Annotated in this window: 15 protein-coding genes; 3 read left to right on the top strand and 12 right to left on the bottom strand. The window is 57.4% G+C overall.

Annotated elements, in window-relative coordinates; translation table 11 throughout:
- Positions 1-44 precede the first annotated feature (44 nt).
- Entirely contained in the window at positions 45-941 is an 897-nt protein-coding gene (locus SynMEDNS5_RS06320; protein ID WP_186585725.1) for a DUF4922 domain-containing protein, read from the bottom strand.
- Complete coding sequence (locus SynMEDNS5_RS06315; RefSeq protein ID WP_186585724.1) at positions 931-1,872, bottom strand: SpoIID/LytB domain-containing protein; 942 nt, start codon at positions 1,870-1,872, stop codon at positions 931-933. Before SynMEDNS5_RS06315 ends, SynMEDNS5_RS06320 begins: the two co-directional genes overlap by 11 nt.
- Positions 1,873-1,896: 24 nt before the next feature.
- Between SynMEDNS5_RS06315 and SynMEDNS5_RS06310 the strand changes: the two genes are divergently transcribed.
- Positions 1,897-2,625: an SDR family NAD(P)-dependent oxidoreductase gene (locus SynMEDNS5_RS06310; RefSeq protein ID WP_186585723.1), complete on the top strand. Its 729-nt coding sequence runs from the start codon at positions 1,897-1,899 to the stop codon at positions 2,623-2,625.
- Here SynMEDNS5_RS06310 and SynMEDNS5_RS06305 read toward each other — a convergent pair.
- Entirely contained in the window at positions 2,607-3,014 is a 408-nt protein-coding gene (locus tag SynMEDNS5_RS06305) for a DUF2237 family protein (protein WP_186585722.1), read from the bottom strand. The genes SynMEDNS5_RS06310 and SynMEDNS5_RS06305 overlap by 19 nt on opposite strands.
- A 111-nt stretch (positions 3,015-3,125) precedes the next feature.
- Here SynMEDNS5_RS06305 and SynMEDNS5_RS06300 point away from each other — a divergent pair, with 111 nt between their 5' ends.
- Positions 3,126-3,356 carry a hypothetical protein gene (locus tag SynMEDNS5_RS06300; protein ID WP_011933185.1) on the top strand — a complete coding sequence of 77 codons (231 nt, stop codon included), beginning with the start codon at positions 3,126-3,128 and terminating at the stop codon, positions 3,354-3,356.
- A gap of 30 nt (positions 3,357-3,386) precedes the next feature.
- Here SynMEDNS5_RS06300 and SynMEDNS5_RS06295 read toward each other — a convergent pair whose 3' ends face one another.
- The 3 genes from SynMEDNS5_RS06295 to SynMEDNS5_RS06285 form a co-directional block, all read right to left on the bottom strand.
- Positions 3,387-3,659: a DUF4090 family protein gene (locus tag SynMEDNS5_RS06295; RefSeq protein WP_186585877.1), complete on the bottom strand. Its 273-nt coding sequence runs from the start codon at positions 3,657-3,659 to the stop codon at positions 3,387-3,389.
- A 45-nt stretch (positions 3,660-3,704) separates the two neighbouring features.
- Positions 3,705-7,322 carry a methionine synthase gene (gene metH / locus SynMEDNS5_RS06290; protein WP_186585721.1) on the bottom strand — a complete coding sequence of 1,206 codons (3,618 nt, stop codon included), beginning with the start codon at positions 7,320-7,322 and terminating at the stop codon, positions 3,705-3,707.
- A gap of 81 nt (positions 7,323-7,403) precedes the next feature.
- Positions 7,404-8,321 carry a branched-chain amino acid transaminase gene (locus SynMEDNS5_RS06285; protein WP_186585720.1) on the bottom strand — a complete coding sequence of 306 codons (918 nt, stop codon included), beginning with the start codon at positions 8,319-8,321 and terminating at the stop codon, positions 7,404-7,406.
- Between the two features lie 72 nt (positions 8,322-8,393).
- Here SynMEDNS5_RS06285 and cobN point away from each other — a divergent pair, with 72 nt between their 5' ends.
- Positions 8,394-12,170: a cobaltochelatase subunit CobN gene (cobN, locus tag SynMEDNS5_RS06280; RefSeq protein WP_186585719.1), complete on the top strand. Its 3,777-nt coding sequence runs from the start codon at positions 8,394-8,396 to the stop codon at positions 12,168-12,170.
- A gap of 8 nt (positions 12,171-12,178) precedes the next feature.
- Here the strand turns inward: cobN and SynMEDNS5_RS06275 are convergent, their stop codons facing one another.
- Genes SynMEDNS5_RS06275 through uvrC form a run of 6 tightly spaced genes read right to left on the bottom strand, consistent with a single transcriptional unit; the run spans position 12,179 to position 17,799 of the window.
- Complete coding sequence (locus SynMEDNS5_RS06275) at positions 12,179-12,754, bottom strand: hypothetical protein (RefSeq protein ID WP_186585718.1); 576 nt, start codon at positions 12,752-12,754, stop codon at positions 12,179-12,181.
- Positions 12,755-12,781: 27 nt separating this feature from the next.
- On the bottom strand, positions 12,782-13,438 hold the full coding sequence (locus SynMEDNS5_RS06270) for a PHP domain-containing protein (protein ID WP_186585717.1): 657 nt from the start codon (positions 13,436-13,438) through the stop codon (positions 12,782-12,784).
- On the bottom strand, positions 13,428-14,015 hold the full coding sequence (gene hemJ / locus SynMEDNS5_RS06265; protein WP_186585716.1) for a protoporphyrinogen oxidase HemJ: 588 nt from the start codon (positions 14,013-14,015) through the stop codon (positions 13,428-13,430). Before hemJ ends, SynMEDNS5_RS06270 begins: the two co-directional genes overlap by 11 nt.
- A gap of 36 nt (positions 14,016-14,051) precedes the next feature.
- Positions 14,052-15,539: a cryptochrome/photolyase family protein gene (locus SynMEDNS5_RS06260; RefSeq protein WP_186585715.1), complete on the bottom strand. Its 1,488-nt coding sequence runs from the start codon at positions 15,537-15,539 to the stop codon at positions 14,052-14,054.
- A gap of 2 nt (positions 15,540-15,541) precedes the next feature.
- A complete protein-coding gene (locus SynMEDNS5_RS06255; RefSeq protein WP_186585714.1) occupies positions 15,542-15,844 on the bottom strand; it encodes a hypothetical protein in 303 nt (100 codons plus the stop codon).
- Positions 15,841-17,799, bottom strand: coding sequence for an excinuclease ABC subunit UvrC (gene uvrC / locus SynMEDNS5_RS06250; RefSeq protein WP_186585713.1), 1,959 nt, complete (start codon positions 17,797-17,799; stop codon positions 15,841-15,843). Before uvrC ends, SynMEDNS5_RS06255 begins: the two co-directional genes overlap by 4 nt.
- Positions 17,800-17,854 lie beyond the last annotated feature (55 nt).

Raw genomic sequence — 17,854 nt, 5'->3', positions numbered from 1 at the left:
GTGATCCCCTGTCTCGGCAGGGCCTCATCCCATCCAGTCGTCATTCAGGACTCACTGTCATCCGTGGCATCACTGATTCGGCTTACAACCTCCTGGAGTAGCCGTTCACCTCCGTTGTGCTCCAACCAGCCAAGATCTGAGTTCTGAGTGGCGAGAAGATACCCGGCGAAACCAAGGGCGTTGAGGCTGAATCCTGAAGCTCGCTCCTTTTTGCGCCGGATCAAGGCCATCCACTTTGGAGTGAGCAGAAGGTTGTAAGGAGCCCGAGGAGGTTGCTCCGCATCAGCATCGCCAAGGGCCAGCGTCATCGCGAGGGAGCGATACAGATCGTGCAAAGCGCGGGACTCCTGCTCTGGGTCGGAGAGGTTGGGACGCTGCACTACGGCGCAACTGCCGATCAGTGGATCGCGACTCACGGCCGTCTCGACTGTGTTGCCTCCTTCGAGGATGTGGAGAAACCAGCTTTCGCGAGGGCACGTCTTTTCACCGCTCTGGCGTCGCAGCAACTGCAGATGTCGGTGCGGTTGGCTCGCTCCAGCCTTAGGCCCACTGTTGAAGAACCACAATCCACTGGTGTCGCGGTCAACCCGCACCAGTGCGTTCCAGTCTGTGTGGGTAAGCCAGTGAACCTGCGACGCCCATTGCCTGGTGATCAGGAGCAAGTGGCCTGTCTGAACGGGGTATTTGTTGAGAATCAGCACATGGTCGCCCCCGATCGAATCGATTTCGAGTTCTGGATCCCAGGGACTGAAGGGATTCGGCTTAGGTCCCTCCGGCCGATGGTGTCTGGGTAGCCGGGCATTGAGTTGACGCAGTTCGAATTGTTCGCCGCCCGGCCCTGGACACGGCAACCGGGAGGTCGTCAGAGGGATCAGCGCTCCATGCTCAAGCGCCTGGCTGGATTGGTTTAGCGCTGCTGTCCAGAAATGTTCATTCCCCATCGGTTCTGATCCTCGCCAGAGATGCTCCGACGTAGTACCTGCCGAGGATTTCGTTGAAGCGCAAACCCTCCTCGGCCAGTTTCTGAGCTCCATGCTGGCTCATGCTGGCACCTAGATGACCGTGGGCTTCCGTCGAGATTTCCCGGGTTGCTGCATACAGTGATTCCACCAGCCCTCCCTGAAAACTGAGGACGATGCCACTGGTGGCGGAGGCAGCTTCACGGGTCGACGCGGTGTTGCTCATCAGGCCGGCGTAAGCCTGCCATCGCGTTGTGTCGCCAAGATTCCAGTCATCCGTCGCTGGACGAATCACATGCACGAGGGCATAAGAACGTGCAGCCACAGCTTGCGCTTTCAGTGCTTCCCCGTTCCAGTGCGAAGGCATTTCAGCTCCGACAACGGAGGCCACGTAGCGCTCGAGGTTGATCTGATTAATAGCGGTCCAGCCCTTGCCTCTGTTTAAAAGATGGATGGTTCCTTCGTAAGCCCTGTCATTCACCACCACACGTCCACGTTCGCTGCCACAACTGATCAGTCCCTTCCCCTGAACGGCCAAAAGATCCATCAGCGTCCCTTTTGAGATCACCTCTCCAGAAGAACGACGGCAACGGGCACCGTTTAGAAGCGAGATGCTGCGGGGCGGCGACTGACTCAGGAGTGCAACCTTCAGCTGAGGATCAGCTGATCGACCAGCTTCAGGAATTGCCGGAACAGTGACAGCGCTGGGTGTTGGAGGCTCATCAGCTCTCCCCTGAGCGGTGACGGGTGAGGATCCTTTCTCATCCGAACCATCAAGCAATGTTTGCAAGAGGATTTCGGAGGCTGTTGGGTCTGGTTGTGAAGAGCGGCCTCCGTATCCCCACCAAAGACCTAGTGCAACAACACTGGTGAAGGTGGTCAACAGCAGTGACAGTGAGGGAGTGAATTTCATATCCGCGACAGCGGCGGCTGAATCATGCCTGAATCAAGCCAGGAACGGTGGTTGGGCCGTGCTCTGATTGTGGGTGGCGGTGGCATCGGTGAAGTGCTGGCGTCCCAGCTGGCCGATCGCTGCCCCCAGCTCACGGTCACGCTCTGTCGCCGGAACCCGAAAGAAGCATCCGACTGGCCTCTTGATCTGGAGAATTTCGAGAGCCTCTCCAGGCTCACTCAAACGCTCTCCAATGACCACTACCCCCTGCGACTGGTTTTCAACGCCACTGGTCGCCTGCACGGTCCCTCTCTGCAGCCCGAGAAACGACTTCAGCATGTCCAGTCAGACCAACTGGTCGAATCCTTCAAAATCAACGCGGCCGGACCCCTGCTGCTGGCTAGAGCCGTAGAGCCGGCGCTACGTCGCGATGAACCCTTTCATTTCGCAAGTCTCAGTGCCAGGGTCGGAAGCATTGGCGACAACCGCAGTGGCGGCTGGTACGCGTATCGCGCCGCCAAGGCTGCCCAAAACATGATGCTGCGCACGCTCAGCGTGGAGTGGGCTCGTCGCTTTCCCGCAGCCACAGTGACAATGCTTCATCCGGGTACGACCGATACTCCTTTGTCGCAACCCTTTCAGAGCTTCGTGCCACCAGAGAAGCTGTTCAGCCCAGGTCGAGCAGCTGGTCACCTGCTCGATGTCCTGCTTCAGCAGACGCCCGAGCAAACAGGTGCGTTTCTGGCCTGGGATGGTCAGCGGATCCCCTGGTGAGCGTGTTCACGCAGTATCTCAAGAGGGATCACTGCCAGAGAGGCCTGTTCGGTCGCTTCCAGGCGAACGGGGGGTGCCATCCCGTCCTCCATGGCCTGTTTCCAGCGTGGTGCGCAAACGCACCAGTGATCACCAGGTTGAAGCCCGGGAAACCCATACGCGGGCATCGGAGTGCTCAGATCATTGCCCTGCGCTTTGCTGTAACTGAGAAAGCTTTCGGTCATCACACAACACACGGTGTGCTGTCCGTGATCTGAAGGATCGCTCTTGCAATGACCATCGCGGAACCATCCCGTTAAAGGTTCACAGCTGCAGAGCTCAAGCGCAGAGCCCAGAACGTTGAGATCCGTTCTCGGATCTATGATTTGAGCATTGCTCAAGCTGGTCATTCGCTCCCCTAAAGCCCTCCAATTCTGACGAAGGAGTGCCACATTGCGCGACCAAGAGGTTGACGGATCCCGGGGGCGAGGCGTTAAAGGTCATTCAGTTATGCCTCCTCGATGGATTGGGAGTTCACTGAAGACGCGGCGTTCCTCGCCCTCTGCGATGCCTTCCGCGAAAGCGGCGAGTCCTCTGCAATCGAGTTTTTGGCCAATGGTGAGGGTGCCTTTCACTTTCAGGACCTTGCCCAGAACGCGGCTGGTGAAGGGATTGATCTGAGTGAGTCGAGTGCGCTCGATGAGTTTCAACAGGAAGTGATCGACACCATGGAGAAGCTCTGCCAAGACTGAGTGGCAGAGCCTCGATGTCGGTTCTTCGGGTCAGCCGAAGAAGAAGGCAATCTCCTTGGCCTTCAGACCCTCCCAGCCCGCTTGGAGCAAGCGCTCGTTGAGCGTGTCCTGGTCGAAGTGCTTGGCACCTGTCCGAACAACGCGATTGCGCATCGACTTCCGAACACCGCTGCGCTTGCGCTGGCCTTCGAGATTCATTACTTCTCGATAAAGGGCAAGCATTGCATCAGGCAGGGGTGATCCATCGAGATCAACCCCTGCATCAATGGCTTTGTCGATGGCGTCAGGCCCGCTGAGATCCATGAACGGAAGTGAAAAGGCCGCTGCAGTCTGTAGCAAGCCACAGCTTCAGGCGCTGAAATACCTGGCGGTGCTATGGAGAGCAACAAGAGCCGTTGTGCTCTGTTCGGGATGGAGTTGATCGCTCTCGTCCATGCTCAGTCCAATTCGTTCAGCACCGAGCCAGAGCAGTTGCTGGCGAGAATCAGCCACATTGGGGCAGGCGGGATAACCGAAGGAATAGCGGCTGCCGCGGTAGCGCTGCGCCAACACATCCCTGAGAGGCATGACGTCGGGATCCGCGAACCCACATTCCCGACGGATCCGTGCGTGCGTCCACTCAGCCAGTGCCTCAGCCATCTGAACCGCCAGTCCGTGGAAGAACAGATAATCGCTGTAGGAATCTGCTTCAAAGAGCTTCTGAGCGAAGACAGAGGCTTTCTCGCCCATGGTGACCGCCTGCATGGGCAACACATCAGTGGGGTGCCCGCTGGAGAGATCGCGATAGAAATCAGCAATGCAATAGCGATTGCCACTGCGCTGACGAGGAAGCGTAAAGCGCCCAAGCTCACGGTTTGAATCGGGATCAAACACAGCAACGGCATTGCCGTCACGTCCGCACGGGAAGTAGCCGTAGGCAACAGCTGGTTGCAACAGATCCTCGTTCAGGGATCGCTCCAGCCAGGTCTGAAGGATTGGCTCGGCTTTTGCTTTCAGATCTGCTTCGTAGTTTTCCCTCGACTGATCCTTTCCTTTACGCATTTGCCATTGGCCGGCAAACAGCGCTTGACGATCGAGATAAGCAATGACTTCCTTCAGAGGGATCTGTTCAGCACCCTGCAGCACCTTTGAGCCAAGAAATTCCGGACGCAGAGGGGGTTCTTCAGGAACGACATCTGAACGTTCATCTGTAACAACAACGGCGGCGGCTGCTTCGCTGGCTGGTGCAGGGGTCCCATCGTTTGGCCTCTCCTCGGATGATGAGTCGAAGTCCCCGCCGAGGCTGATCCCCTCGGGTATGCCGTTGAGGAATCCCTTGATGTTGTCCCAATGCCCCTGCTTACGAGCGTCCACAAAAGCATCCATGAAACGCAGATCGGTGAACGCATCACGCCCGTAGATCACTTTTCCGTTATAAACATCGCTGCAATCTTTATTCACAAAACGGGGCGTCAGAGCGGCGCCCCCTAAAACCACAGGAACGTCAATCCCAGCATCATTGAAGGCCTGCAAATTATCTTTCATGAAAGCAGTGGATTTCACGAGGAGACCGCTCATTGCGATGCAGTCAGCGTCATGTTTTTGTTGGGCTGAAATGATCGCGTTTATGTCTTGCTTGATCCCTAAATTGATGACTTCATAGCCATTATTAGTAAGAATAATGTCAACAAGATTTTTGCCGATGTCATGAACATCTCCTTTGACTGTGGCGATAAGGAATTTCGCCTTGGCGCTGCGCTTGCCTTCGCTTTTCTCCATATGAGGCTCGAGGAAAGCAACAGCCGCTTTCATCGTCTCTGCAGACTGCAGCACAAATGGAAGCTGCATCTGGCCTGAGCCAAATAGCTCTCCCACCACCTTCATGCCATCAAGCAAGAAGGTATTCACAATGTCGAGTGGTGGGTAGGTTTGGAGCCCTTCGTTGAGAGCGCCCTCGAGGCCAATCCGCTCTCCGTCGATGATGTGTTGCTTGAGCCTTTCTTCAACGGGGAGATCAGCAAGTGAAGGGCCTGAAGCTCTTGCATCCTTTGCGCTGACGCCTTCGAACAACGTCGTGAGCTTGGTGAGCGGGTCATAAATGCACGCATCGCCATCAAAGCGACGCGCATCATTGATCAAATCACGGCAAACCTGCTGGTGATCAGCATCAATTTTGACCAAGGGAAGAATCTTCGCCGGTGAAACGATGGCGGCGTCCATTCCTGCCTCACAGCAGTCATGAAGAAACACTGAGTTCAGCGTGATCCGCGCTGCTGGCGACAGTCCGAAACTCACATTGGAAACACCGAGAACAACATGAACACCAGGGAGTTCATCACGAATCCGTCGAATGGCAGCAATGGTCTCCGCACCGTTGCGACGATCCTCTTCGATTCCGGTTGAAATAGGTAGCGCAAGCGGGTCGTAGAAAATCTCTCTTGCGGGGATTCCAAACTCAACGGCATCGCGATAAGCACGCTTGGCAATTGCAAGCTTCTTTTCAGCAGTTCGAGCCATTCCGTCTTCATCGATCGTGCCGATCACCACACCGGCTCCATACCGTCTAGCCAGCTCGAGAACCTTAAAGAAGCGTTCATCGCCATCTTCGTAGTTTGTTGAGTTGAGAATGCATTTTCCACCGGCCACCTTCAGGCCAGCTTCCATCTTCTGCCACTCGGTTGAATCGAGCATGAGCGGGAGATTCACATTGGTGACGACTCGCGTCACCAACTCATGCATGTCTTTCTCTCCGTCCCGTCCCACGTAGTCCACATTCACATCAAGAACGTGAGCGTTCTCTTTCACCTGACCACGCGCCACGGCTACGAGGCCATCCCAGTCTTCTCCGTTGAGGAGTTCACGAACCTTCTTTGAACCACTTGCATTCAAGCGCTCACCGATGATCAGAAAGGAGTTGTCCTGGAAATAGGGAGTTGCGCCATAGATCGATGACGCCGCAGGTTCATAACTCAGTTGCTGACGTTCAAGATGACGGGTGCGCACATCTCGCACAGCGGGTTTGAGCTCTTCAGAAATTTCAGACAGTGCCTTGATATGAGCCGGTGTTGTGCCGCAGCAACCACCAATCACCTGAACGCCAAGGTCTTCCACGAAATGCATTAATTGCATCTTCAGTTCCAGGGGTGTGAGCCGGTAATGGGCTACACCGCCGATGTTTTCGGGCAGTCCTGCATTAGGGATGCAACTGACCACGAAGGGTGAGAACTCGGAGAGGTATTTGATGTGTTCTTTCATTTGCTCCGGGCCCGTGGCGCAGTTCAGACCCAGAACATCGATGGGAAAGGGCTCGAGAATCGACACCACAGCTGCGATATCGGAACCAACCAGCATGGTTCCGGTGGTTTCCATGGTCACCGACACCATCAAGGGGCGTCGTTGACCGCTGGCCTGGAAGGCCGCTTCGACCCCCTGCAGGGCCGCTTTGATCTGCAAAACGTCCTGACAGGTCTCAATGATGAACAGATCCACATCGCCGGCGAGCAGACCTGCGGCTTGCTCCTTGAAGGAGTCACGCAGTGTGTCGAAGTCGATATGGCCCAATGTCGGCAGTTTTGTAGTCGGTCCCATCGAACCAGCCACGAACCTGGGCTTGGTTGTGCTGCTGTATTGATCGGCCATCTCACGCGCCAGCACGGCTGCACGTCGATTCAGCTCAAAGGCTTGATCCTCTAGTCCGTATTCGGCGAGGACCACCGAGGCGGCTCCGAAAGTATCTGTCTCGATCACGTCGCATCCCGCGTCCAGGAACAGACGGTGAACGGCCTGAACCGCATCTGGTCGTGTGACGACGAGGTTCTCATTGCACCCTTCAAGAGCTTCTCCGCCGAAGTCGTCGGCCGTCAGGTCCATCTGCTGCAGTGATGTCCCAGTCGCGCCGTCAAACACCAGAACAGGCTTGGAATGATCGTGAAGACGCTCAAGAAAACGGGAGGTTGCAGTACTGGGTTTGCTCTGAACTGCCTGCATCTCACCAAAACCGTTCACACCATCCTAAGAAAAGCTCCGTGCTTCCTTGGTCAGCGGGTCTACATCACCCCACGCAAACCATCAGCGATCGAGCTCGATGCGTGTCACCCAGTGACGGAACTCCTCGTCCCGACCCTCGGTGATCGCGATCAGGCGTTGACGCAAGGCATCCATCACAGGACGTTGATGGGAGAGGACCGTTGATTCCAGCTGACGGATCGGCGTGATCTTGGCAGCCGTTCCCGTCAGGAACACTTCATCAGCAATGAAAAGTTCTGTCTTGTCGACCGGGCGCTCGATCACGTTCAGTCCCATCGACTTCGCCAGTTCGATCACGCTGGCACGGGTGATCCCCTCAAGGATGTCCTGATCCACTCCAGGCGTGATCAGATCGCCGTCCCTGACGATGAACAGATTCATGCCGCTGGCTTCACTCACCTTGCCACGGGTGTTCATCAGCAGTGCTTCGTCGAAGCCGCTGCTCACGGCCTCCGTCTTCGCGAGTGAGCTGGTGATGTAAGCCCCGCTGATCTTCCCTCGCAGCGGCAGGGACCGGTCTTCCTGCCGTGTCCAGCTGCTGATCCTGCAGCTCACCCCCTCCGGTGACAGATAGTCGCCGAGTTCCAGCCCATAAATCAGGAAATCGGTCTCGATGTTGTGAAGCCTGGGTGCGATCCCGAGATCGCTGGTATACACGAATGGTCTGAGATAGATCGGTATTGCTGGGCGATTGGCTCTCAACATCGTCACCAGTGCATCCATCACTGTGGCCTCACTGAGTTCCGAAAGCAGGAGTCGGGCGCTTTGAGAGAGACGTCGTGCATGACGTTCTGCTCGAAACAACAGCATGCCTCCGGGCTTTGAAGGATCTGGGATCGCGCGCATCCCGCCGAAGGCTCCCGTCCCGTAATGCAGAGCATGGGTCGCTACTGAAACCTTGGCTTCCTCGAACGGAACGCAGCGTCCCTGGAACCAGGCGTAGGGAAGGAACTGATGCATCGATGACGGTCCGATGATCAGATCTTCTCACTTGCACGCTCCGCTGCGCCCATCACTGGAGACAATGGGCTTATGCATCGTTTAACCAGTCTCCCCGGCGGCGATACCGACGATCCGGTTTCTTTTGTGGAGCAACCGAGCGCTGAGGTGCTCTTTCTCAGCAGCGCCAGTACGGATTTGTCGGCTCTGGCAAGAATTTTGGACGATTGTCCCTCGCAGGACTGGGATGGCCGAATCCGCGCACTTCCCCTCGATGCCCTGAATCATCCTGCACAGATCGACCACTATCTTTCCAATTGCACATCGCTCACACGACTGATCGTTGTGCGTCTCCTCGGGGGACGGGGGCATTGGTCTTACGGCTTGGAACAGTGCGCTCTCTGGGAATCCGCCAGAACTGAGCGAACTCTTCTCATCCTTGCCGGAACCGCTGATCAGGATCGCGAGCTTCACAGCCTCGGATCACTGCCTGAAGGCATCAGCGACGCCATGGCGCTCCTGCTGCGTGAAGGGGGTGAAGACAATCTTCAAACCTGGTTGTCGGGACTCCGCTGGATTCTCGAGAGCGGTCATGACCGATCGGGATCTCAGGAACCGCCATTGCTCACGGCTGTTCCCTCTCCGGATCCTGACCCTTACGACTGGCTGCAGGAGTCGGGACCACGGATCGGCGTTCTCCTCTACAGAGCGCATCGCCAGTCGGGTGATCTGCTCTGGTGCGATGCACTGCTGAGCGCCCTTCGCCAGCGCGGTCTCTCTCCCCGTGCTCTCTGGGTCAGCAGCCTCCGCGACGCGGCTGTGCAGGAGGCCGTTCAACGGATGTTCAGCCAACAGCAGGTTGCGCTGGTGATCACCACGACATCCTTCGCATCGGTTCAGTTCTCGGAAGCTGGTCTGGGAGCTCCGCTTTGGGACAGTCTCGATTGTCCAGTTCTCCAGCTCCTGAGTTCATCGCGTCCACGCAGCTTCTGGACGTCGTCGTTCCAGGGTCTTGATCCCATCGACCTCTCGCTGCAGGTTGTTCTTCCTGAGCTGGATGGGCGGATCACCACAAGAATCGGCGCTTTCCGTGAAGTGCTCAAAGCGGACGATCGGTTGTGCACGGCCGTGAAGCGTCTCGAACCCGACAACGCAGGGATCCATTGGATCGCTGACCATGCCCTCGCCTGGATCGATCTTCAGACGACCTCTGCAAAGGAGCGGCGACTGACGCTCCTTCTGGCCAACTATCCAGTCCGCAATGGACGCCTCGCGAACGGTGTCGGACTCGATACCCCAGCGAGTTGCTTGAACATCCTTCGTTGGCTGCAGGCAGAAGGTTTTGATCTTGGACCTCAGCCCTTGCCTCAGGATTCCGATGCCCTGATGGCGATGATTCTTGCCGGGCGGACCAACGATCCGGAGAGTCATCTCAGATCTCCCCTGACCCATCTCCCGCTCGAGACCTATGTGAGCTGGTGGTCAACGCTTCTGCAATCAGCCCGGGACGTCATTGAAAGCCGCTGGGGTCAGCCCCACGGTGCCGAAGACCTCGATGCCGAAGGATTCGCCATCCACGGAATCCGATTCGGAAAGATCACCGTACTGGTGCAACCGAGTCGTGGATACGACCCCGAGCAGCTCAGCGATCTCCATTCACCAGATCTTCCTCCCCCTCATCGTTATCTGGCCCAGTACCTCTGGTTGCGCCGTGAAGAGCGCTGTCAACTGATGATCCATGTGGGCAAGCATGGGAGTGCCGAGTGGTTGCCAGGTAAGTCCGTCGGACTCAGCGCGTCCTGTGGCCCTTCCCTGGCTCTCGGTGCCATCCCCCATCTCTATCCCTTCATCGTCAATGATCCGGGGGAAGGATCCCAGGCCAAACGTCGCGGACATGCCGTGATCCTTGATCATCTAACCCCGCCGCTTGGCAGGGCTGGGTTGCACGGCTCCCTGCTGTCTCTTGAAGCGCTGCTCGATGAGTACATCGAAGCGCGTCAGCTCGGCGCGTCACGCTGCCGTGCTCTGGAACAACAACTCAGTGCACTACTCGTTGAATTGGACTGGCCAGGTCGACCTGACACCCTCAATTCGGCCACAGAGTCCTCGCACTGGAGCGCCACACTGGAGCAGGTCGAAACCTACCTCTGCGAACTGAAGGAAGCCCAGATCCGCACCGGATTGCATCAACTGGGGCAATTGCCTTCATCAGCATCGCTTCTCGAACTGTTGATCGCCATTGCCAGAGCTCCTGTGGCGGGCCGCCCGGGTCTTACCCAATGGATCGCTCGTGAGTGCAATCTCAGCGTTGACCCCTGGTGTGATGAGGACGGAATGCTCCTGGTCGCCAACGACAGAGACATCCTGCATTCCTTGGGTGCGCCCGGCTGCCGTCGGGTCAGTGATGCTGTGGAGTGGCTTGAGGGTCAGGCACAACGGCTGTTGCAACGGCTGCTTGGCCTTGAAGAAGAAGATTTAGACAATGCTTTCATCGCGCTGGCCGATCCACTGAATCGCATTCTTGGGGAGCCGTCGCTTCCTGCATCGCTTGAGTGCATCAGGACGGATCTCTGGCCTCGACTGCAGCACTGTGGTGTGCGGGAGCGAGATGCCTTGCTGGCGGCGGTCTGCGGGCGTCGCGTCTCAAGCGGTCCCTCGGGTGCACCCACGCGGGGACGGGATGACGTGCTGCCTACAGGACGAAATTTCTACTCCGTGGATTTGCGCGGACTTCCCACGGAGGCAGCATGGGATCTTGGGCGGCGAAGTGCTGAACAGCTCGTTGAGCTCTACGAACTTGAGCACGGTGAGCCTTTACGCCATCTGGCGTTGTCGGTGTGGGGGACAGCGACCATGCGCAATGGCGGAGAAGACATTGCCCAGATGTTCGCCTTGCTCGGCGTCCGCCCTGTCTGGGACGGGCCGACTCGTCGCATGGTGGATCTCGAGCTGATACCCCTCACATTGCTTGGACGGCCGCGAGTGGATGTGACCCTGCGCATGTCGGGTTTGTTTCGGGATGCCTTTCCCCAGCTACTGGGCTGGGTCAATCGTGCCCTCACCATGGTGGCTGGACTGGTCGAGCCGGAGGCAGAGAATCCGCTGGCCCATCTCACCCGGTTGGAGGGACCACAGTCCAGGCTGTTTGGTTCAGCACCAGGAGCCTATGGAGCTGGTCTACAGGCTCTGATCGATTCAGGTCAGTGGGAGCGTCGTTCTGACCTTGGCGAGGCTTATCTGGCCTGGAGCTCCTGGCGTTACGACGGCGATGCCGTGGCCCATGCGGACCGACAGGGTTTGGAACAGGCGCTTCGCTCAGTGCAAGTGGTGCTTCACAACCAGGACAACCGTGAACACGACCTCCTGGATTCCGATGATTACTACCAGTTTCAGGGTGGCTTGGCCGCTGCCATCCAACAGGTCGGTGGTCACTCGCCCAGGCTTCTGTTTGCAGATCACTCACGCCGCGAACGTCTGCGGATTCATGGCCTCGAACGGGAGATCGACAAGGTTGTCCGCAGTCGTCTGCTCAACCCCCGCTGGATTGAGGGGATGCAACGGCATGGGTACAAAGGGGCCTTCGAAATGGGTGCCAGCCTCGACTATCTCTTTGCCTATGACGCCACCACGGGGGCCGTTCCCGACTGGTGCTATGCCCGAGTTGCGGAACGCTGGCTACTTGATGACGAGGTTCAGACGTTTTTGCAGCGGATGAATCCCTGGGCTCTGCGGGACATGGCAGAACGGTTGTTGGAAGCATCTCATCGCAAGCTGTGGAGCAACGCTGATGCCTCCCTTCTCAAGGGAATTAGGGCGTTACTACTGGAGGCTGAACGAGCGGTCGAATGCGGTGCTGACCCAAACAGCTGAAGTGCTGATCACTTGTTGAGATCACGCACCATCGCACGGAAAGGATCGATTGAGCCAGGTTTGTCGCTGGGGGCAGCACCACCACGCGCCGGGGCTGCTGCAGGGGCTTCCTGAGGCTTGAGCTCTTCCTTGCGTGCCACAGGTGCAGAATCAGGGGCACTGGGAGTGTTGACACCAGAAGCCTTCAGAGCACTGCCTTTGAGTTTTTGGTTCAGCTCCGACTGGGTCATGGTCTCGGCGAACGTCTTTTTCACCGGCTTGGGAATCCCGTCCTTGATCAGGCTTTCCATGGGTTTTTCGGCTTTCGGATCCCCGAGACCATCACTGCGCTTGTCCACCTTGAGGTCGAGCGCATCAACTTCCGTGATGAGTTCTTTGCCGCCAGGGTTATCAAGTGTGCCAGGGAAGGTACGACGGATGGTCTTGGCTTCCCGCATGTAATCCCTGTTCCCGAGGGTCGAGGAACTGTCACTGTCGAGGTAGTAGGCCTCGGGCTTGGGTTTTGCCTGCTTGGGCCCGGTGGCCTCACGGGTCCGATCGGAATCGGAGGAACCGGAATTGAGCAGACGGTCGAAGAAACCCATACCCGAAATCAGGAACGTCAGTTGAACTTAGCGACCTCTCAGGTCAACTCCGTGGCTGTCGGTTCCACACGTACGCAAAAGGCCAAGGTTCTTCAACTGAGCATCGATCTGTTCACAGACCATGGGAGTCCACTGCCACTGCGGTTGCATGTCGTAGTCGTACCAGGCTTCGCCACCGTCGATACCCAGATCGGCAGCGGCATCGATCAATTCACGGAATCCCAACCTGTAACGAGCAGGGTGAGCGAGAACGGCCAAACCTCCAGCGTCGTGAATGGCCTTGACCACGCTGTCAGCACGCAGTGCTTCTCCGACAACGGCATCTCCACGGTTGTAGACCGCCAACGTCGGATGTCCCGGTTCGAAACCGAGGGCCAACATATGAACCAGACAGCCACGAAGAATGCAGCTGATTTCCATCCCAGACCAGAGTGTTGGCACTGATTGGCCATCGGTCTGCTGCGCCCGCAGCCATGTCTGCATGGGCAGGTAGGCAGCAGTCGAATGGTGATCTGTGACCGCGAGGTGACGCAGGCCATTGCTGCTGGCCTGTTGGATCAGATCCTCCGGTTGAAGGCTGCCATCACTGCAGATGGTGTGGCAGTGAAAATTGAGCTCACTGGGGCAGCTCTCAGGACCGACTGTCTCAAGAATCGCTCGAAGGGGGTGCAGATCAGCTGGCATGACCGGACTCCGCAGCGATGGATTCAGCTTTTAACCGGCGCCACCGGGCATAGAACTGGATGGAAGCAGCCATGAAGACCACGAGCCCCACGATGAACCAGGTGGCTGCACTAGTCGGGAACTGAGATTTGAAGACCACCAGCATCACCACGATCACCAGGAGCAGCGTTGGCAGTTCATTCAAAGCACGCAACTGCTTTCCACTCCACTGACAGTGACCTGCCTGTAGTTGACCCATCAGCCTGTAGCAGAACCAGTGATAAACAAGCAGAGCTGCTACAAAAGCAAGCTTGGTGTGCATCCATCCCTGTTGCAGCCATGTCGGTTGCGCGACCAGCAATCCGACGGCCATCGACACGGCCACGATCATCCCGGGGGTCGTAATGATGTTCGCCAGTCGCTTTTCCATCAGCCCGTACTGGTTTTTGAAGGCCAGACTCAGGTCAGGGGCCAGCTCCTCGGCCTCCACGTGATAGATGAAAAGACGGACAAGATAGAAGAGGCCTGCAAACCAGACCACTACACCCACGATGTGGAGGGTCTTGAACCAGAGATAGGCCTCGGCAGGAAGCGTCATCGCCAGGGAAGGACTTGAGGGGACCATAAGCAGGGTTCAGACCAGCCCGTCAAGAAACCCAGACGCACAACGCTGGTGATTCAGGAGCGTGCCTGGATCCATGCGATCAAGATTCCTCGCCATCATCGCCAGTCGGTACTGCTTTCGGAAGAAGTCTTCGTGCCGTTTGATGAAACTCCAGAACAAACCGTCCCAGACATCACACCAGCCACCCTTTTTGTAGTCGGACATCTTGCGGACATAGTTCGAGCCTGAGAGGTAGGGCTTGGTGGTGAAGAGCCCTCCGTCAGCGAACTGGCTCATGCCAAAGACGTTCGGAACCATCACCCAGTCGTAGGCGTCGACAAACAGCTCCATGAACCACTGGTACACCCTTTGGGGATGAAAGCCGCAGAGAAGCATGATGTTGCCGAGCAGCATCAGCCGTTCGATGTGATGGCAGTAGCCACTGCTCAGGGCATGGCTGATGGCGTCATCAACCGGAGGAAGTCCCGTTGTCCCGGTGTAGAAGGCGTCAGGGATTGGTCTGTCCTCAAACTCCCAGAAATTGCTGTTGCGCATGACCACACCATGCCGGCGATACATCACGGCCATGAATTCCCGCCATCCGACGATCTGACGAATGAATCCCTCCAGAGAATTGAGAGGAATGTCACCGTCCGCAGCACGCTCGAGGGTGCGGTCAAGAACCTGTTGTGGCGTTAGCAGACCCACGTTGAGCATCGGCGTGAGAACGCTGTGCCACATCACCCGGTACTGGGTGCTGATCGCATCCTCATAAGCACCAAAGTCACGGAAGCGATGGTCAAGGAACGTCTGCAACCATCGTTCCGCATCCTCATGCCGAATCGGGTAACCGAAGGGCTCCCAGCTGCCGATGCCAGGACAGTGCTCAGCCTCGAGTTCTCGACGAGCTTGTTCGACTTCGGCACCACTGTCATGAAAGGGCTCGGCTGGAACGCTGATCCCTTTTGGGAGCTTCTTGCGATTGTCGGCATCGAAACTCCATTGGCCCCCAAGCGGTCCTCCGTCGCCGTCGAGAAGCAACCCCATCCGCCGGCGCTGATGCTCATAGAACTTGGCCATAAAGGGTTTGCGGCCGGTGGCGAAGTGCTCCTCAACCATCGAAGCCGGAGTGAGAAGCATCGGCGAGTCCAGGATCTGCAGTACTCCCCCCGTGCGGTCCACGAACCGCCGCAAGCGTTTCTCGAGCAGGTGGTCGAGCGGATCAGCCAGGTGGTAGCTGACGAACCCAGATTCCAGCAGGGCTTGAAGGTGATCTTCGGTGGTGCTCGCTTGGTGATGGCGGCGATGGAAAACGGTGTAACCCTTACCCCGCAACGTCTCCGCATACACCGTCATTGAGGCCCTGTGCAGCAGAAGGCGCTGCCTGTGCACTCGGATCGGCCATTGCGGATCCGTGCCGAAGAGGAGTGGGTCCTCGATCAGGGCCACGGGACGCCCCTTGCTGATGGCCGGATGGTCCGCAAACAGCTGATGGGGGAATACCAGGGTGATCTCCATTGTCAGCGGCCCTCACCGGCCAACCGACAGGCCCTGCGGCCAAGGGCGGTGGCATAGGCCCGATCCACGGGGCCGGAGCTCGGGCTCAGCTGCCCTGCGAGGCAGTTCATCACCACCTTTTCACGATGTCCCTGTTGATCATTCAATTTGAGCACCAGTTGCCAGTGGTTTTTTGCACTTCTGGTGATGTCATCAGCGCAAACAGGACCCGTACAGAGTCCTGGTGAGGCGTAAGCAGGATTGGGAAACCAGGCGCCTGAAACCATGCCGATCAGACAGAGGATCAACGGCAGAACGCGGATCATCGGCTGATCGGCTCCGAGACTTGAACCGCTCCATCCTGCTCTGTGTCCTCTTCGGGGTGGAAGAACCGGCGGATATCGCGCGCTAAAGCGATCCCCACGCCGGGGGCCTTGGCAAGGGTCTCGACCGAAGCCAATTGAATGGCATCAATCGAATGGAAATGGGCGAGCAGGTCTTTCACCCGCTTCGGTCCTACCCCGGGGATATCCGAGAGGCGCGACCGTTTCATGCGTTCCCCACGCTTCTGACGATGAAAGCTGACGGCAAAACGGTGGGCTTCATCGCGGAGCCTGCGCAGCAGGGCGACTCCCAATTGGTCCCTATCAGTCTCGAGCGGCTGGCTTTCCCCAGGCAGAAAAATCTCCTCCCGTTGTTTGGCCAGAGAGCAGATGGTGAGGTCCTCGTGCAGATCCAGTTCCCTTAACGCCTCCATCACCGCCGATAACTGACCTTTCCCTCCATCAATCATCACCACATCAGGCCAGTCGTTGAGTCCATCGGTCTGCAAAGCGCTGCCGCCTTTCTGACGCAGTGCTCCCACATCCACACCCTCTCTCTTGGCCCGAGCCCATCGCCGGAAACGCCTGCGCATGATCTCCGCCATGGCCATGAAGTCATCGCTGTGACCAGCGCGGATGCTGCTGCTGCGAATCTTGTATTTGCGGTAATGCTGCTTAGCAGGAAGACCATCAATGAAGACAACCTGGGATGCAACGGCATCACTCCCCTGAATGTGACTGATGTCGTAGCCCTCGATTCGTCTCGGTGGCACTGGAAGCTCAAGGAGCTGGGCCAGATCCTCCGTTGCCAGAGCCTGCTGTTCCTGACCTTGTTTGGCGCGCTGCAACTCATAGTCGGCGTTGCGCTGAACCAGCTCGATCAGATCCGCTTTCTGACGTTGCTTTGGGCAGTGAATTTGAACCCTGCGTTCCCGTTGTTCTGAGAGCCATTCCTCAATCAGTGTCTGCTGAGGGAGGAAATGCTGCACTAGAAGTTCCGGAGGGATTTCAACGGAATCCACCTGGCTGTAGTGCTCTTCGATCACCTTTTGAAGCGTTAGTCCGGGCGGTTGGTTGGATGCGTCCGCCAGATAGCCCAAACGACCCACGAGCTTTCCAGCCCGCATCTGAAACAGTTGCACTGCTGCCAAACGTTCATCCCCGGCCATGGCGATCACATCACGACTCACCGAGGAGTCAGGCAGGCTCATCTTCTGGTCAGCAGTCAGTTGGTCCAGCCCCTGCAGTTGATCTCTGATCTTTGCGGCAGCCTCAAAATCCAGCCGTTCCGCGTAACGATCCATCTGCTGGTGCAGCAACGTCTGCAGCTCATCACTACGCCCCTGAAACACCATTGCGACCTTGCGCAACGTTCGGTGGTAGTCCTCAGAGCTGATCTTTTCCTGGCAGACACCTGGACAACGACCGATGCTGAAGTTGAGACAGGTTCTGTCGGGATGCAATGGACGGGGTCGCTGCCGCAACGGGAAGACCCTCTTCACGAGAAAGAGCGTTCTCCTGAGCAGACCCACATCCACGTAAGGGCCATAGAAGCGATCGAGTGGGCTACGGAAGCGGCGACGACGGGTGATGAAGATGCGCGGATATGTTTCGCTCCAGGTGATGCAGAGATAGGGATATTTCTTGTCGTCTTTGAGCAACACATTGAAGTGAGGCTGCTGGTTCTTGATCAGATTCGACTCGAGAGCGAGAGCTTCGGCCTCACTGTCGGTCACGATGAATTCGATGTCACAGATCTGGCGCACCATCAAGCGGATGCGCGGGCTCAGGTCGTGTCTGCTGCGGAAATAGCTGCGCACGCGACTGCGCAGGCTCTTTGATTTACCGACGTAGAGAAGGCGGTCGTCCCCGTCCCGCATCAGATAACAGCCGGGTTCGGTGGGAATCTCCTTGAGGCGCTGTTCGAGCCGTTCCGGTTGCTCAATCAGGGTGGGCATGCGGCCAATCTAAAGAGACCGATGTGCATAGGATCCGCCCGGACCGCGACATCAA

Source organism: Synechococcus sp. MEDNS5 (assembly GCF_014279875.1).
Classification (GTDB): Bacteria; Cyanobacteriota; Cyanobacteriia; order PCC-6307; family Cyanobiaceae; genus Synechococcus_C.
This window is presented reverse-complemented; position numbering and strand designations above follow the sequence as displayed.

Coding starts and splice junctions, on each gene's coding strand:
- metH (WP_186585721.1), bottom strand. CDS start 7,322: ATGCAGGCAGTTCAGAGCAAACCCAGTACTGCAACCTCCCGTTTTCTT.
- SynMEDNS5_RS06260 (WP_186585715.1), bottom strand. CDS start 15,539: ATGGAGATCACCCTGGTATTCCCCCATCAGCTGTTTGCGGACCATCCG.
- SynMEDNS5_RS06295 (WP_186585877.1), bottom strand. CDS start 3,659: ATGGATCTCAGCGGGCCTGACGCCATCGACAAAGCCATTGATGCAGGG.
- cobN (WP_186585719.1), top strand. CDS start 8,394: ATGCATCGTTTAACCAGTCTCCCCGGCGGCGATACCGACGATCCGGTT.
- SynMEDNS5_RS06275 (WP_186585718.1), bottom strand. CDS start 12,754: ATGGGTTTCTTCGACCGTCTGCTCAATTCCGGTTCCTCCGATTCCGAT.
- SynMEDNS5_RS06310 (WP_186585723.1), top strand. CDS start 1,897: ATGCCTGAATCAAGCCAGGAACGGTGGTTGGGCCGTGCTCTGATTGTG.
- SynMEDNS5_RS06300 (WP_011933185.1), top strand. CDS start 3,126: ATGGATTGGGAGTTCACTGAAGACGCGGCGTTCCTCGCCCTCTGCGAT.
- SynMEDNS5_RS06255 (WP_186585714.1), bottom strand. CDS start 15,844: ATGATCCGCGTTCTGCCGTTGATCCTCTGTCTGATCGGCATGGTTTCA.
- SynMEDNS5_RS06320 (WP_186585725.1), bottom strand. CDS start 941: ATGGGGAATGAACATTTCTGGACAGCAGCGCTAAACCAATCCAGCCAG.
- SynMEDNS5_RS06270 (WP_186585717.1), bottom strand. CDS start 13,438: ATGCCAGCTGATCTGCACCCCCTTCGAGCGATTCTTGAGACAGTCGGT.
- SynMEDNS5_RS06305 (WP_186585722.1), bottom strand. CDS start 3,014: ATGACCAGCTTGAGCAATGCTCAAATCATAGATCCGAGAACGGATCTC.
- uvrC (WP_186585713.1), bottom strand. CDS start 17,799: ATGCCCACCCTGATTGAGCAACCGGAACGGCTCGAACAGCGCCTCAAG.
- SynMEDNS5_RS06315 (WP_186585724.1), bottom strand. CDS start 1,872: ATGAAATTCACTCCCTCACTGTCACTGCTGTTGACCACCTTCACCAGT.
- SynMEDNS5_RS06285 (WP_186585720.1), bottom strand. CDS start 8,321: ATGCATCAGTTCCTTCCCTACGCCTGGTTCCAGGGACGCTGCGTTCCG.
- hemJ (WP_186585716.1), bottom strand. CDS start 14,015: ATGACGCTTCCTGCCGAGGCCTATCTCTGGTTCAAGACCCTCCACATC.